Annotated in this window: 17 protein-coding genes; 9 read left to right on the top strand and 8 right to left on the bottom strand. The window is 61.2% G+C overall.

Translation table 11 applies throughout. The annotated features are described in order from the left end of the window. Positions 1 to 28 precede the first annotated feature (28 nt). On the bottom strand, positions 29 to 1,108 hold the full coding sequence (locus J5289_RS03385) for a DUF2252 family protein (RefSeq protein WP_209182518.1): 1,080 nt from the start codon (positions 1,106 to 1,108) through the stop codon (positions 29 to 31). Between the two features lie 120 nt (positions 1,109 to 1,228). Here J5289_RS03385 and J5289_RS03380 point away from each other — a divergent pair, with 120 nt between their 5' ends. The 4 genes from J5289_RS03380 (at position 1,229) to guaA (ending at position 4,495) form a co-directional block, all read left to right on the top strand. Next, positions 1,229 to 1,681 (top strand): TspO/MBR family protein, encoded by a 453-nt coding sequence (locus J5289_RS03380; protein ID WP_209206825.1) that lies wholly within the window; start codon positions 1,229 to 1,231, stop codon positions 1,679 to 1,681. Between the two features lie 69 nt (positions 1,682 to 1,750). Next, the gene (locus J5289_RS03375) at positions 1,751 to 2,200 is read left to right on the top strand and encodes a PaaI family thioesterase (protein WP_111216155.1); all 450 of its coding nucleotides are present in this window, start codon (positions 1,751 to 1,753) and stop codon (positions 2,198 to 2,200) included. Next, positions 2,197 to 2,838 (top strand): 5'-methylthioadenosine/S-adenosylhomocysteine nucleosidase, encoded by a 642-nt coding sequence (locus tag J5289_RS03370; protein WP_209182516.1) that lies wholly within the window; start codon positions 2,197 to 2,199, stop codon positions 2,836 to 2,838. The genes J5289_RS03375 and J5289_RS03370 overlap by 4 nt, the downstream gene beginning before the upstream one ends. A 94-nt stretch (positions 2,839 to 2,932) precedes the next feature. Further along, positions 2,933 to 4,495 carry a glutamine-hydrolyzing GMP synthase gene (gene guaA / locus J5289_RS03365; protein ID WP_209206827.1) on the top strand — a complete coding sequence of 521 codons (1,563 nt, stop codon included), beginning with the start codon at positions 2,933 to 2,935 and terminating at the stop codon, positions 4,493 to 4,495. A 286-nt stretch (positions 4,496 to 4,781) separates the two neighbouring features. Here the strand turns inward: guaA and J5289_RS03360 are convergent, their stop codons facing one another. The 5 genes from J5289_RS03360 to J5289_RS03340 all read right to left on the bottom strand — a co-directional run bounded on the left by J5289_RS03360 (position 4,782) and on the right by J5289_RS03340 (position 8,382). After that, positions 4,782 to 5,180: a type II toxin-antitoxin system VapC family toxin gene (locus J5289_RS03360; RefSeq protein ID WP_209182514.1), complete on the bottom strand. Its 399-nt coding sequence runs from the start codon at positions 5,178 to 5,180 to the stop codon at positions 4,782 to 4,784. Beyond that, positions 5,177 to 5,449, bottom strand: a complete 273-nt coding sequence (locus J5289_RS03355; RefSeq protein WP_209182834.1) for an AbrB/MazE/SpoVT family DNA-binding domain-containing protein — start codon at positions 5,447 to 5,449, stop codon at positions 5,177 to 5,179. The genes J5289_RS03360 and J5289_RS03355 overlap by 4 nt, the downstream gene beginning before the upstream one ends. Positions 5,450 to 5,561: 112 nt before the next feature. Beyond that, the gene (locus tag J5289_RS03350; RefSeq protein ID WP_209182513.1) at positions 5,562 to 6,323 is read right to left on the bottom strand and encodes an ABC transporter ATP-binding protein; all 762 of its coding nucleotides are present in this window, start codon (positions 6,321 to 6,323) and stop codon (positions 5,562 to 5,564) included. Next, positions 6,320 to 7,315 carry an iron ABC transporter permease gene (locus tag J5289_RS03345; RefSeq protein ID WP_209182833.1) on the bottom strand — a complete coding sequence of 332 codons (996 nt, stop codon included), beginning with the start codon at positions 7,313 to 7,315 and terminating at the stop codon, positions 6,320 to 6,322. Before J5289_RS03345 ends, J5289_RS03350 begins: the two co-directional genes overlap by 4 nt. Before the next feature lie 41 nt (positions 7,316 to 7,356). Further along, positions 7,357 to 8,382, bottom strand: coding sequence for an ABC transporter substrate-binding protein (locus J5289_RS03340; RefSeq protein WP_257623377.1), 1,026 nt, complete (start codon positions 8,380 to 8,382; stop codon positions 7,357 to 7,359). Positions 8,383 to 8,595: 213 nt separating this feature from the next. Here J5289_RS03340 and J5289_RS03335 point away from each other — a divergent pair, with 213 nt between their 5' ends. The 4 genes from J5289_RS03335 to J5289_RS03320 all read left to right on the top strand — a co-directional run bounded on the left by J5289_RS03335 (position 8,596) and on the right by J5289_RS03320 (position 11,847). Next, complete coding sequence (locus J5289_RS03335; RefSeq protein ID WP_209182832.1) at positions 8,596 to 9,657, top strand: succinylglutamate desuccinylase/aspartoacylase family protein; 1,062 nt, start codon at positions 8,596 to 8,598, stop codon at positions 9,655 to 9,657. Positions 9,658 to 9,659: 2 nt separating this feature from the next. Next, positions 9,660 to 10,010 (top strand): ArsC family reductase, encoded by a 351-nt coding sequence (locus tag J5289_RS03330; protein ID WP_209182511.1) that lies wholly within the window; start codon positions 9,660 to 9,662, stop codon positions 10,008 to 10,010. Positions 10,011 to 10,013: 3 nt separating this feature from the next. Continuing rightward, positions 10,014 to 10,487, top strand: coding sequence for a Cys-tRNA(Pro) deacylase (ybaK, locus tag J5289_RS03325; RefSeq protein WP_209182510.1), 474 nt, complete (start codon positions 10,014 to 10,016; stop codon positions 10,485 to 10,487). Positions 10,488 to 10,593: 106 nt separating this feature from the next. Beyond that, a complete protein-coding gene (locus tag J5289_RS03320; RefSeq protein WP_209182509.1) occupies positions 10,594 to 11,847 on the top strand; it encodes an aminopeptidase in 1,254 nt (417 codons plus the stop codon). Positions 11,848 to 11,866: 19 nt separating this feature from the next. Here the strand turns inward: J5289_RS03320 and J5289_RS03315 are convergent, their stop codons facing one another. Continuing rightward, positions 11,867 to 12,727: an EamA family transporter gene (locus tag J5289_RS03315; protein WP_209182508.1), complete on the bottom strand. Its 861-nt coding sequence runs from the start codon at positions 12,725 to 12,727 to the stop codon at positions 11,867 to 11,869. A 78-nt stretch (positions 12,728 to 12,805) separates the two neighbouring features. Between J5289_RS03315 and J5289_RS03310 the strand changes: the two genes are divergently transcribed. Beyond that, a complete protein-coding gene (locus J5289_RS03310) occupies positions 12,806 to 13,303 on the top strand; it encodes a MarR family winged helix-turn-helix transcriptional regulator (protein WP_209182507.1) in 498 nt (165 codons plus the stop codon). Between the two features lie 11 nt (positions 13,304 to 13,314). Here the strand turns inward: J5289_RS03310 and xseA are convergent, their stop codons facing one another. Then, positions 13,315 to 14,928 (bottom strand): exodeoxyribonuclease VII large subunit, encoded by a 1,614-nt coding sequence (xseA, locus tag J5289_RS03305; RefSeq protein WP_209206829.1) that lies wholly within the window; start codon positions 14,926 to 14,928, stop codon positions 13,315 to 13,317. Between the last annotated feature and the right edge of the window lie 177 nt (positions 14,929 to 15,105).

Here is a 15,105-nt window from a genome sequence, read left to right as displayed (position 1 = left end):
TGCCCCGGGCAAACGAGTTGCCCCAAACTCAGCCAGCTGCCGCATACTCGGCCTGCTCTGCAGCAACTGCGGCTGCCGCCGTCTTCGCCGCCGCACGCAGCCACGCGTCGCCACGCGCATCGAGATCGGCGAGGATGGCCGGGATAACGGACGCGTCGTTCGAATGGCAATTGGCGATCTCGAAACCCATGAGGTCGAGCATGTCCGGCGAAAGCAGCGTGTCGAGATCGCCATCGACCTCGATCTTGCGGCTGTTCGGCGAAAGGCGGCGAACAAGGAGGTCTCCGGTGATCCTGTATTGCGGATCGGGAGAACGGGCCCGGCCGTCAGCGATAATTCCGGCATGAATGGCGGTGTTGGCGGGGTCGTGGCGCAGCGACCAGGCGGACATGGCGAGCGCCTTGACTTCCCTGAGGACCGGGCCACCGCGCCAGTAATCCACCATCGCCACGAAGCGTGGACGGCCAAGGCTTCCCGTGCCGGCAGTGCGGGGCTTGATAACAAAGTCACGCGTATGCTCCGGCAGCGAACCACGGAGCACTTCAAGGTACTTTTGCCGCGGCGGTGCGGTGCAGGCCGGCAATTCTGTGAATTTCTCCCAGAAATCCTTACGCTCGCCATTGGACAACATGACGGCCTTTCGCAGCCACTTGTAGTCCCGCTCGAGGATAACGGGCATCGGCCTACCCAGTCCGCGTCGGTAGCCGGCAAGGATAGCGGCGGCAATGGCCGTGGTAGAGGGCGAGCTTGCTTTGCGGGCAAGAATGGCACTCGTCGTCAAGCGAACGAGATCGAGCACATAGGGCATGGTCGCTGCATCATCGAAATCGTTGGCTCCCCATACCAACCGGCCCTCGCAATCGCGCCACGTTCCGAAGTTTTCAAGATGGGTATCGCCGATCGCCAGCACCTCGGGCGCCGACGCCAGTTCGGGGCAGAGGTCGAGGATGGTTTCAGCCCAGCGCCAGTAGGTGGCGCGAAGGAACGCGAAGCTGCCGCTCTTCATCTTCTGGTGCTTCAGGGCGAGATCGGCCTCCACAATTTCTCCCGGCAGCGCCGTCCGCAGCCACGTCTCGTAGGATTCAGTCGACTGCAAGATGCTAGCCATCACACTTTCCATTCTAACGTCGGTCAATTTTCGGAGCCACACGCAACCGTGCAGCCGGGAATGCATACTGGCAAGGGATGACGCTTGGCGGACAAGCGGCGCTACCTTATGTTGGTCACCATGAACAAAGCATCGACCTATATCGTCTTCATCGTCGCCGTCCTTGGGATAGGACTGGCGATCGGTTTATTCAATCTGCCCGGCGTCTGGTACCAGTCATTGGTCAAGCCGCCGTTCAATCCGCCGAACTGGTTGTTCGGCCCTGCCTGGACCACGCTTTACGTCCTCATCGGCATTGCCGGTGCACGCACATGGCTCATGGGGCCAAAGACGGAAGGCATGAAGCTCTGGTTCGTCCAGATGGCGCTCAACTTTCTCTGGTCGCCATTTTTCTTCGGTCTGGAGAAGCCGCTGATCGCGCTCGTCATCATCCTCGGGATGCTGATCGTCATCCTCGCCTTCATCGCCAACCGCTGGCAGCGCGACAGGATTGCGGCGCTGCTGTTCATCCCCTATGCCGCCTGGGTTGCCTTTGCGATGGTGCTGAACGCTTCCATCGCCTATCTCAACTGAAATTGCCCTGTCGCCGCTTGTCTGGCACCGGCAGCCATGCCACTTTCCCGTGACCAACGAGGGCATGGCATGAACGATGGCAGCAGCGGCGATTTCAGGCAGCGAATCCGCGACAGCTTCGAAAAGCAGGCAGCGATGGAAACCATCGGTGCCGAGCTCACGCGTGTCCAGCACGGCATGGTCGAGATCGAGCTACCCTTCGACATCAAGTTGACGCAGCAGCACGGCATACTGCACGCCGGCATCATCTCTGCGGCCTTGGATTCGGCCTGTGGGTTTGCCGCCTACAGCGTCATCGATCCGGAGGCTTCCATCCTGACCATCGAATTTAAGGTCAACCTGATGTCGCCGGGCCGCGGCGAGCGCTTCCTTTTTCGCGGCGAAGTCACCAAGCCGGGCACGACGATTATCGTCGCTGACGGTCGGGGCTACGCCATCGGCGACGGACCGGCCAAGCTGATCGCCTCGATGACCGGCACGATGATGGTGATCCGTGGCAGGGAAGGAATTTCGGGATGAGCTTCGAACTGAAATCCGTTTCCGGCAAGACGATCCTGTTCGTGATGGCGGCAGAAGCGGAATACGGGCCGTTCCTGCGCTCCCGCATCGAGCCGCTGATGACCGGCGTCGGTCCGGTCGAGGCAGCGATTGCGCTCACCCGGACGCTTACGCAGCTCGACGCCCGCGACGAACTGCCAGATCTCGTCGTCTCGCTTGGCTCAGCCGGCTCTGCAACGCTGGAACAGACCGAGGTCTACCAGGTCAGCTCCGTTTCCTACCGCGACATGGATGCCTCGCCACTCGGCTTCGAGCGCGGACGCACGCCATTCCTCGATCTGCCTGCCTCAGTCGAACTGCCGCTGCGTATCCCGGCAGTGCCGACGGCCAGCCTTTCGACCGGCGGCAACGTCATTTCCGGGGCGGAAGCCTATGCCGCCATCGGCACCGATATGGTCGACATGGAGACCTTCGCGGTGCTGCGCGCCTGCCAGACCTACAGCCTGCCGCTCATCGGGCTGCGCGGCATATCGGACGGCATAGTCGAGCTGCAGCATATCAGCGGCTGGACGGAATACCTGCACATCGTCGACCGCAAACTTTCCTATGCCGTCGACAGCCTGTTTGCGGCGCTTGAGGACGGTGTCTTCTGGTTCTGAAAGCCCTGCTGCCAAGGACAATCGGGACAATATTTTTAACGCTTGCCGGCATTGCCCGATTGCATGAAGCAAGGCTTTTCTCTAAAGGCTCGCCATGACCCAGACAGTTCATCCAGATACCGTTCTCATCGTCGATTTCGGCAGCCAGGTAACCCAGCTAATCGCTCGGCGCGTCCGCGAAACCGGCGTCTATTGCGAGATCGCCCCTTTCCAGTCCGCCGAAGCAGCCTTTCACCGGCTGAACCCGAAGGCGGTCATCCTGTCCGGCAGCCCGGCATCGACGGTCGACGAAGGCTCGCCTCGGGCACCGCAGATTATTTTCGACAGCGGCCTTCCGGTCTTCGGTATCTGCTACGGCCAGCAGGTGATGTGCATGCAGCTCGGCGGCATGGTAGAGAGCGGCCATCACCGCGAATTCGGCCGCGCCTTCCTTGAGGTAAACCAGGATTGCAAGCTGTTCGAAGGCCTCTGGTCTTCCGGCTCGCGCCACCAGGTCTGGATGAGCCACGGCGACCGCGTAACGGCGCTGCCGGAAGGCTTCGAGGTCATCGCCACATCGTCGAACGCGCCTTATGCTTTCATCGCCGACGAGAAGCGCAAATATTACGGTGTGCAGTTCCATCCGGAAGTGGTCCACACGCCAGATGGCGCCAAGCTCATCGCCAACTTCATCCACAACATTGCCGGCCTCAAGGGCGACTGGACGATGTCGGCCTACCGCGCCAAGGCGGTCGAGGCGATCCGCGCCCAGGTCGGCAGCAGCAAGGTAATCTGCGGTCTCTCCGGCGGCGTCGACTCATCGGTTGCGGCGCTGCTGATCCACGAGGCCGTCGGCGACCAGCTGACCTGCATCCTCGTCGACCACGGCCTGATGCGCAAGAACGAGGCGGCCGATGTCGTCGCCATGTTCAAGGAGCACTATAACCTGCACCTGGTGCATGTGGATGCGTCCGACATGTTTATCGACGCGCTGGAGGGCGAAAGCGACCCGGAGACCAAGCGCAAGACGATTGGCCGGCTGTTCATCGACGTCTTCGAGGCCGAGGCAAAGAAGCTCGGTGGCGCCGATTTCCTCGCCCAAGGCACGCTTTATCCTGATGTCATCGAGAGCGTCTCCTTCTCTGGCGGCCCATCGGTCACCATCAAGTCTCACCACAATGTCGGCGGATTGCCCGCCCGGATGAACATGCAGTTGGTCGAACCGCTGCGCGAACTGTTCAAGGACGAAGTCCGGGTGCTCGGCAAGGAGCTCGGCCTTCCCGACAGTTTCATTGGCCGTCACCCCTTCCCCGGCCCCGGTCTCGCGATCCGCTGCCCCGGTGGCATCACACGCGAAAAGCTCGAAATCCTGCGGGAAGCCGACGCAATCTACCTCGACGAGATCCGCAAGGCCAGCCTCTACGACGCCATCTGGCAGGCCTTTGCCGTGCTGCTGCCGGTACAGACCGTCGGCGTCATGGGCGATGGCCGCACCTACGAATTTGTCTGCGCGCTACGCGCCGTCACCTCTGTCGACGGCATGACTGCCGATTTTTACCACTACGACATGGAATTCCTCGCCCGCGCCGCCACCCGCATCATCAACGAAGTCCGCGGCATCAACCGCGTCGTCTATGACGTGACCAGCAAGCCACCCGGGACCATCGAGTGGGAATAAAATCAACAAATACCCATTGATTTTATTGATTTAAATAAGAATCTTGAACTATTTTACCCGCGTCATCAATTGGACTTTTTATGGTAGTTGGATGGCGTACAATTGAAAAAATGCCGGTCCCATCATGGGATCGGGCAAGCAGAGCGGTGCAAATACGCGCAAGCCTATCTGGCTAATTTTGTTCGCCGCCGGTCGCTTCTACAACTCGTTCGACCCCTGTTCATGCCTCGAGCAGTGACTGGACGCGGATGCCGGCTTGATCGCGCATAAAATAGTCGCCCTGCCCTCAAGTGAGAAGTTGTACGGCGTCGCCTTGCTTGGAAAGCAGGGCAACCGCTTGCTTGTCGAACGACACGAAGGTTTCACCGCCAAGCCATTTGCCTTCGTGCGCCATGATTCCATCGGCGAAGTCGCCGCCGGCCTGAAGCAGCGCAAGGCCTGCTTCAACGGCGGGGCGGTTCAGCACAACATTATCGGCGTCCATTAGCGCCCGGATCGCGGCCGCAACATCCTCTTTCGGCAATTTGGCTCCCTGCCGCAGTATCCAAACCAGTTCGCACAGCGACGGCACCGAAACCGCGATCAACGTCGCCTCTCTGAGCAGCTTGCGGGCCGTATCGGCTTGGGCTGGATCGTCGCGCAGGATCGCACGCGCAAGGACGTTGGTATCGGCCGTGATCTTCATTTTTTGTCTAGTTGGCCGGCCCAACCCGCCGCCGCAATCTCATTCATTTCCTCAATCGAAATCGGCTTCTTCAGCTTTAGTTTGCCGTCGAGCGAATGAAGGAAGTCGTCGATCGTGCCAGACGGGCGCGCAGCCCGCACCCGCAGTTCGCCGCCTGGCAATTTTTCGAAATCGACCCGCTCACCCGGCTTAATGCCGAGATGGTTCAGCAAGTCCCGTTTCAGGGTGACCTGACCTTTTATCGTGACCGCCTGCGACACCGATGCCATCACTACATTCTCTATTATCGTATCAGCCTTATTGTAATGCAAATATACATTACCAACAAGATCCTTCGGGCGAATTTGCAAAAGTCGTTGGATGGCCACCATCGAGAGATCTCTACCCGAGATAGTGGATGTGCGGCCTCTGGGTGTGCGACGACAGTTCCACCCTGGCATCGACGGAGAATACGTCGCGCAGCAGCGTCTCCGTCAGCACCTCCTCGGGAGTGCCTGAGGCCACGACCTTTCCGCGCTCCAAGACGATCAGTTCGTCGCAGAACATGGCGGCGTGGTTCAAGTCGTGGAGTGCGATGATGCTGGTCATCGGCAGGCTGGAGACGAGCCTGAGCAGGCCGATCTGGTGCTGGATATCCAGGTGGTTCGTCGGCTCGTCGAGGATGAGTTCTTTCGGCGATTGTGCCAGCGCCCTGGCGATCTGGGTGCGCTGCCGTTCACCGCCGGAGAGGCTATGCCAACGGTCCTGGCGCTTCTCCCCCATGCCTGTGCGCGCTAGGGCCGCTTCGACCGCCTCCTCGTCTGCGATCGACCAGCCCGAAAACATCGACCGGTGGGGAAAGCGGCCGAGCTTGACCACATCGATGACCCGAAGACCGGCATTGGTGGTGGCATGCTGCTCCACGAAGGCGACGCGCTGGGCGATGTTGCGACGGCTGACCGTGCCGATGTCCTGCCCGCCGAGTGTGACTTGCCCCGTATCCGGTTTCTTGAGGCCCGCCAGCAGGCGCAGGAGGGATGTCTTGCCGGAGCCGTTGGGGCCGAGCAGGCCGAGCATCTTGCCTGATCGGGCACTGAAAGAGATCCCGTCCAGGATCGTCTTCCTGCCAATGCTCCAGATGAGATTTTCAGCTGCAATGCTCATGATGCCCGCTGGAACCGGTAGAGAATGAAGGAAAATACGGGCACGCCGACGAGCGCGGTGACGACGCCGATCGGTAGCACCTGATGGGGGATCAGCACACGCGAAGCGATATCCGCCAGCACCATGAAAATCGCACCGAAGATGGCGCAGGCTGGCAGCAGCCGGATATGCAGCGGCCCGACTATGAAGCGCGCAGCGTGGGGCACCACGAGGCCGACGAAACCGATCGAGCCGACCATGCTGACGATCGTTGCCGTCATGACCGCCGTCAGGGCAAACAGGACGATCCGGGCGCGACCGACGTTCACTCCCAACGATGAGGCTGTCTCGTCGCCGAAGGCGAAGGCATCCAGCACGCGCGCATAGGCAAGGCAGGCAACTAGCGAGATGCCGATGACGATCGAGACCAGCGTCAGTTCCGGCCAGCGCACTCCGCCGAAACTGCCCAGCAACCAGAACATCACGTCGCGCGCCTGCTGCGCATTGCCCGAGGTGGTGACGATGTAGGAGGTGGTGGCATTGAAAAGCTGCGATGCAGCGACGCCTGCAAGGATAGTCCGGTCGGCGCCGCCGCGCGCGCCGTTCGATAGAAGCGCCACGAACAGGAATGCCGCGAAAGCGCCGGCAAAGGCACCCGAAGAAAGCGACACCGCGCCCGATCCGATGCCGAGAATGACGATGGCAACCGCGCCTGTGGAGGCGCCGGCCGAAATCCCGAGCACATAAGGTTCTGCCAGCGGATTGCGCAGCAGCGACTGCATGATGGCCCCTGACAGAGCCAGCCCCGCACCGCAGAATGCCGCCACCAGCGCCCGGCTGAGGCGGTAATCCCAGATCACGGTTTCATGGATGCGGTTCAGTTCGATCGCCGTCAGGCCGAGGCGGTTGGTGACAGCGGCAAACGTCGTCGCGAGCGGGATCGGCAGGTCGCCAATGCCGACGCTGATGCCGACCACCAGACCGATTGCAGCAAGCGACGCAATCACCACCATGCTGACCGTCGCCAGTTGTCTTAGAGACCGGCGCGTCACGGTCACTTCAGCAGGCCGACGGCTTTCAGCTGGGTCGCCACCTGTTCGGCACCATAGATGGTGCGGATTGTCGGGTTCATCGCCTGACCGTCCATGACAACGATGGCCTTGTTCCTGACGGCTGCGATCTGGCTGACGGCAGGGTCGGTGGTGAGGAACTTGATCTTCGCTTCCGGCTTGTCGAGTTCCCAGCGATTACGGTCGAGATTGGCAACGACGATGACGTCCGGGTTGGCAGCGATGATGCTCTCCCAGCCAAGCGTTGGCCATTCGGCTTCCGCCTCGATTGCGTTTCGGCCGCCCAGCGCATCGGCAATGAAGCCGGATGCGCTGTTCTTGCCGCCGACATAGGCATCTGCCGACGGGCTGGGGCTGGAGAACCAGAAGACATAGGACAGCTTTTTTCCGTCCTTTGAAACGCTGGCGCGCAGGGCTGCTTCACGCGTCTTTAGATCGGCAATCAGCGCCTGGCCACGATCTGCGACATCGAAGATCTGGGAGAGCTCGTCGATCTCCTTGTAGAGCTGATCCATGTTCCACAGTTGGTCGCGGCTGCCATATTCGTTCTTGATCTTCTCGGTGCTGAGGCAGGTGCTCGGCGAGAGGTATGTGGGGACGCCAACCTTGTCGAAATCCTCGCGCTTGGCAACCTTGCTGCTCGGTCCGACGAGGCTCGGCAGGGCGGCAGCGACAAAATCGGGATTTTCGGCGAGGATTGTTTCAAAGGTCGGGAACTCCACCGTCAGGAGTTTCACCTTGGCGTTGGCCTCGGCAAGCTGGGGAAGGACCTTGCTCGGCCAGAACGCGGTAGCTGCCATCCTGTCCTGCAGGCCGAGCAACAGCATGATCTCGGCGCTGTTCTGCCCGAGCCCGATAGCACGCTGCGGGGCTTTGCTGATTGTGATCTTTGCACCGCAATTGTCGATCGTAAGCGGATATTTCGTTGCCGCGGCGAGTGCAGCTTGGCTCACGAAAACCTGCACGAGGCAAACGCCAATGGCGGTCAGAAAAGATCTGAATACGGTCACGGAAAACATCCTGCTCTTGGCCCTGCGGCAATGTGAGATTGTCTGCGCGGTATAACCATTCCGCCGGGATAAAAACAAGAGTTACGCGCTCATATTTATTCCAGTTCGGCAGCGCTACCTCACCCCACCTGCCCGATTCATAGCGAAAGCGCTTGTCGGCGGGGGAGCCTGATTGCTATGGAACCTCTCGTCATCAATGAGGGAGCCGCATCTATGGACGTTACCGAGATCGTCATCGACGGCGATACGCCGGGCATCGCCTGGAAGCTGCCTGTGCTGCTTTTTGCAGGCTCCGATGCTTCGGCGCCAAAGGTCTACATCCAGGCGGCGCTGCATGCTGGCGAATTGCCAGGAACCGCGCTGTTGCATTTTCTCTGCGAGAAACTGCGGGCGGCGGAGGCCAGTGGCGGTATCCAGAGCGACATCGTCGTCGTCCCGCATGCCAATCCCATCGGTGCGGCACAATCGCTCTTCGGCGGCATGGAAGGGCGCTTCGAGCTCGGCTCGCGCACCAATTTCAACCGTGACTTCCCGCTTATCGCACTTGGGGACCGGCACAAGTTGCTGGAAAACCTCGATCGCCTGCCGGCTGTGGTGCGTCTGAAGCGCCAGCTTATCCACATGGCGCTCGGCGCGCACCTGGTCATCGATCTTCATTGCGACGATGAATCGCTGCAATACGCCTACATCGACAGCGCCTTCTGGCCGGAGGCTTCAGACCTTGCCGCAGCGCTCGAGATGGAGGCGGTGCTTTTGTCCGACGGGGAGAGCTCCGCCTTCGAGGAGGCTGTCAGCTATGCCTGGAAGTACGAGGTTCCAGGCGAAAAGAAGCAGCGGCTGCCAGGCAAACTGTCGGTGACCGTGGAGCTGCGCGGTACCCGAGACGTCTATCCCGGGATGGCGAGAAAAGACGCCGATGGCCTGTGGAATTTCCTTGCCGCCCGCGGCATAGTCCGCGACGACGATCTCCGTCTTTCCGCGTTTACAGGGCCGGCCGTTCCGCTCGACAATATCGAGATGATCCGAACCCCTGTCGCTGGCACCGTGCTTTTCCACCGCAATATCGGCGAACGCGTCGAAAAGGGAGACATTATCGCGACGATCATCACTGCACCCGGCATGCCCGACAGCACGCTGGATATCGTCGCGCCGCAGGCCGGGCTGATCGTCACCCGCGCCTCCGACCGCCTGGTGCGGCGCGGCGCGGACCTGATGAAGATCGGCTGCGACGCTCCGAGCAGCGTCGTTCGCAAGCCCGGCACACTGGAGGACTGAGCGTGAGCGTCACGATCTACGGCATCAAGAACTGCGACACGATGAAGAAGGCGCGCAGTTGGCTGGACGCCCACAGCATCCCGTACCGTTTTCACGACTATAAGGCGGAAGGCATCGACCGCGAGCACCTGCAAGGGTGGATCGGGCAAGCGGGCTGGGAGACGGTGCTCAACCGCGCCGGTACCACCTTTCGCAAGCTCGACGAGGCCGACAGGACTAATCTCGACGCCGAAAGAGCCACTGCGCTGATGCTGGCCAAGCCCTCGATGATCAAGCGGCCGGTGCTGGAAGCTGAGGGCAAATTGCTGGTGGGATTCAAGCCTGCCGAATACGAAGCCCTTTTCAAAGTTTGATGCATGTCGAAAACCACCCGCGCGACGCAGATCCTTAGCCAGGCAAAGATCGTTTTTACCACCCATGTTTACGACTACGATCCGAACGCCGAGCGTATCGGACTGCAGGCGGCAGAGGCCTTGGGTGAGGAGCCGCATCGGGTTCTGAAGACGCTGATGGCGGAAGTCGATGGCAAGCCGGTTTGCGTTGTCGTGCCCTCGGATCACGAAGTCAGCATGAAGAAGCTGGCCGCCGCTTTTGGCGGCAAGTCGGCCCATATGATGAAGCCTGTCGATGCGGAGCGGCTGACTGGCTACCATGTCGGCGGGATAAGCCCTTTCGGCCAGAAGAAGGTCGTGCCGACGGCCATCGAAGTCAGTGCCATGGACGAGGCCTATGTTTTCATGAACGGCGGACAACGCGGACTGCAAGTTCGGCTCGATCCGAAAGACGCTCTCGCGGTTTTGAAAGCAGTCGCGGTGCCGCTAGTCGCCTGATTTCGTTCCGCCGATACCGCTGGCGATTTGGCTGCTAGCAAGCTTCATTTTCGCCGCAATGGGGTTTAAGTCTTCTTCCTTCGCATTACCCAGCAGGCAGGTTCCCATGACATCCGTTTCCCAGAGCACTCACACCATCGATCCCGTCAAGCTCGACAAGCTTGCCGAAGTGGCCATCAAGGTCGGGTTGCAGCTGCAGAAGGGCCAGGATCTGGTCATCACCGCGCCGGTCGCCGCTATGCCGCTGGTCCGCCGCATCACGCGGCACGCCTATATCGAAGGCGCCGGTCTGGTGACATCCTTCTATGCCGACGAGGAAGCAACACTTGCCCGCTATGAAAACGGCAGCGACGAAAGCTTCGACCGCGCCGCCGGCTGGCTCTACGACGGCATGGCCAATGCCTTCGCCAACGGTGCAGCCCGGCTCGCCGTCTCCGGCGACAACCCGATGCTGCTTTCCGGCCAAGACCCGGCCAAGGTGGCCCGTGCGAACCGCGCCAATTCGACGGCGTACAAGCCGGCGCTGGAGAAGATCTCCAATTTTGACATCAACTGGAACATCGTGTCCTACCCGAACCCATCCTGGGCACGACTGGTGTTCCCGAATGATCCCGAGCCGATCGCGGTTGCCAAGCTCGCGCGGGCGATCTTTGCCGCCTCGCGCGTCGATGTCGAGGATCCGATTGCCGCGTGGGCGGAGCACAACGCCAATTTGCGCGTCCGCTCCAGCTGGCTGAACGACCAGCGCTTTGCAAGCCTGCATTTCGTTGGCCCGGGCACCGATGTCACCATCGGCCTTGCCGACGGCCATGAATGGCATGGCGGCGCCTCGACGGCGAAGAACGGCGTAACGTGCAACCCGAACATCCCGACGGAAGAGGTTTTCACCACGCCGCATGCCCTGCGAGTGGACGGCTACGTCTCGAGCACCAAGCCGCTGTCGCATGGCGGCACGCTGATCGACAATATCCAGGTGAAATTCGAAGCGGGCCGGATCATCGAGGCCAAGGCCAGTCGCGGCGAGGAAGTGCTCAATAAAGTGCTCGACACCGACGACGGCGCGCGACGGCTGGGTGAAGTGGCGCTTGTGCCGCATTCGTCGCCGATTTCTGCCAGCGGCATCCTATTCTACAACACGCTGTTCGACGAGAACGCGTCCTGCCATATCGCGCTTGGCCAGTGCTACTCGAAATGCTTCCTCGACGGCGCGTCGCTGACGCAGGAACAGATCAAGGCGCAGGGCGGAAATTCCAGCCTGATCCACATCGACTGGATGATCGGCTCGGACAAGGTCGATATCGACGGGGTGAAGCCGGACGGCACGCGCGTACCAGTGATGCGCAAGGGCGAATGGGCCTGATTTAAGAGCGTTGCGCGCGTCAATTCGGCCTTTGGGCAAGAGACGCGCGCTGGCTTGCCCAGACGCTGGCCAGCACGACGGCAACGCCGGCCAGTTGCACCGCATCGAGTGCTTGTCCCAGCAGGCTCCAGCCGAGAAGGACTGCAACGAGAGGGCTCAGGAAGCCTAGCGCTGATGCCGCCGGCGCGCCGATCAGGCGGAGGCCGCGAAACCACAGGATATAAGTGAAGGCCGCGCCGACCAGCCCGAGATAGAGAAACCCGGCAAGATTTGCGATCGTCAGCGGCGGCAAACCCGGCTCCAGCAGAAGTGCTGCAGGTGCCAGCATCAGACCGCCAGCCGTGAGTTGCCAGGCCGTGAAGGTCAGCGGTGATACAGGCGGCTTCCAGTGGCGACTGAGGACCGTGCCGAAAGCCATTGAGAGAGCGCCGGCAAGTCCCGCAGCAATGCCGATAGGATCGAGCGACGCACCCGGGCGTAGCACCAGCAGTGCGACGCCGCAAAGTCCCGCCATGCCGGCCACGACAGCAAAAGGGCGCACCGAGGTGCCCATGACGACGCGCGAGAGGGCAATGACGATCAATGGCTGCACCGCTCCCACGGTCGCGGCCACGCCGCCGGGCAAGCGGTAGGCGGAGACGAAGAGAAAAGCCCAGAACAGCGAGAAATTGAGCAGACCGAGCACGAGGTTTTTCCACCACCATGCGCCCTGCGGCAATTCCCTCACCATTACCAGCAGCAGAAGCCCTGCCGGCAAGGCACGCAGCGTCGCCACCGTCAGCGGCACGCCTGCCGGCAGCAGTTGAGTCGTGACGATGTAGGTCGAGCCCCAGATGGCGGGAGCAAGCGCCGTCAGGCCAATATCGCGGAGGCGGGACACTGCATATCTCCATTTATCTTGACTTCAAGATAGATCCCTAAATCTTGACGTCAAGATAAATTTTGCCATAGTGGCTGCATGGATCATGTCGATAGAATTCTGGAGCAGTGGAGCCGAGAGCGGCCGGATCTGGACACCGCGCCCATGGGCCTGCTCGGCAGGCTCGGTCGCCTTCACACCCATCTCATGCGCGAGGTCGAGACGACCCTTGCCGAACATGGGCTGACACCTGCGAGCTTCGACGTGATGGCAACGCTCAGGAGAACCGGTGCGCCCTATCGTCTTTCTCCGGGAGACCTGATCGCCGCCACCATGGTGACCTCAGGAACCATGACCAACCGCATCGACCAGCTGGAGAAACAGGGGCTTGTCGCTCGCCTTTCCAACCCGCAGGACGGCCGAAGCGTGCTGATAGGCCTGACGGACAAGGGACTGTCGGTAATCGAGGATGCCGTGACGGCGCATGTGGCGAACCAGCAGAGGATCACCGCATGCCTTAGCGCGGAGGAGTTTGCAGCGCTGGACGGACTTCTTGCTCGCTATCTCGCGCATTTCGAAAGGGCCGCTGTGGAGTAGCGACGCAAATCTCAGAACAAGGTACCCTGTTTCTCACCATCGGCAGGTATCGCCGCCGGTTTTGCGGCGCGCTTCTTCGTCGGAGGAACAGGCGCGGCGTGCGGCGGCATCGTATCCATCCCCTCCCCTGCGGTGGCAGCCACACGGCCGTCTGCAAACTCCAGTGAGATCGCCTGGCCGGCCGAGATAAGCGCTGCCGACGAGAGCGGGCGATCCTCCTCATCGCGCACGACAGCATAGCCGCGCTTCAGGACATTCTTGTAGGACAGCGACTGCAGCATGCGGTCCTGAGCGGCGATGGCACCCTTGGCCATGCTGAGCCTGTGCAAGATCGCTGTATCGGAGTACCGGCCGAGATTGGACAGACGGTCGCGAAAGCTGCGGCTCTGGGCGGTCAACCGCGCCGGCACGCCGCGCATCGCAACGTCGGCGTTGGAAATACGCTTGTGGCCGTCGAGGAGAAGGCGCTCGACGCGACGCTCGGCGCGCACCATCCGCTCGTTGAGCTTCTGGCGCTTCTCGGCAATCCGGGTCGACAAAACCTCGGGGCGCAGGTGCGCGGCGGCGCGCTCGAAACTACGGCGTTTGTTGAGGGTATTCAGTTCGAGACCGCGTCCAAGGCCTGCGGCCGTCTCGTCGAAGCGGCGGCGCGGCAATGCCAGCAGCTGATCGAGCGACGGCAACGCGCGCACCAGCGCCCGCACCGCCTGGCCGTGATGATCCATATGGCGACGGATGCCGGTCTGCAGGCGGGCGGAAAGGCCTGCTGCCTGCGCCTCGAGGTCGGCTTTCACCGGAACAGCCATCTCGGCAGCGCCTGTCGGGGTCGGCGCCCGCACATCGGCCGCATAGTCGATCAACGTCCAGTCGGTCTCGTGGCCGACAGCGGAGATTAGCGGGATGATGCTTTCAGCTGCGGCGCGCACGACCATCTCGTCGTTGAAACTCCAGAGATCCTCGAGGCTGCCTCCGCCCCGCGCAACGATCAACACATCCGGACGCGGCATGTCGCCGCCGCGCTCAAACGCATTGAACCCACGGATGGCGTTGGCGACTTCAGACCCGGATCCCTCGCCCTGGACCTTTACAGGCCAGACGAGCACACGCACCGGAAAGCGATCGGCGATGCGGTGCAGAATATCGCGGATGACAGCGCCGGTCGGCGAGGTGACAACGCCGATCACCTTCGGCATGAAAGGTACCGGCTTCTTGCGATCGGCGTCGAAGAGGCCTTCGGCGCCGAGCTTGCGCTTGCGTTCCTCGATCAGCGCCATCAGGGCGCCGGCGCCGGCCGGCTCCAGGGTCTCGATGACGATCTGGTATTTCGAGGATCCTGGGAAGGTGGTGACCTTGCCGGTGGCAATGACTTCCATACCCTCTTCCGGGCGGAACTTGAGTTTGGAGAAGCTTCCCTTCCAGATGACCGCGTCTATGCGTGAACGGTCGTCCTTCAGCGAAAAATAGGCGTGTCCGGAAGAATGTGGACCGCGATAGCCGGAGATCTCGCCGCGAACCCGCACCTGGTCGAAGGCATTTTCGACCGTGCGCTTGATCGAGCCGGACAATTCGGAGACCGAATATTCCGCGAGGTTCGATGGCGAATCATTTTCGAATAAGCTGCTCATGCATTCTTTTAGCGCAACTGTGCGCCAAGATCAGCCATCCGACCGCCTTCACCCGCAGTTTTCAGCCATCCGGCAAGCCATTAACAAGATCAGAAGATTGAGTTTGTCCTGTTATAGAACGACGCAGTTTTCAGCCGTTGCAAACACTTTGAACGAGCTGTTTCAGCGTTTCTTAGT

Origin of the sequence: Rhizobium sp. B230/85, assembly GCF_019355735.1 — a bacterium.
GTDB lineage: Bacteria > Pseudomonadota > Alphaproteobacteria > Rhizobiales > Rhizobiaceae > Rhizobium > Rhizobium rhododendri.
The sequence above is the reverse complement of the archived record's forward strand: the minus strand, read 5'-3'. Positions and strand labels throughout refer to the sequence as shown.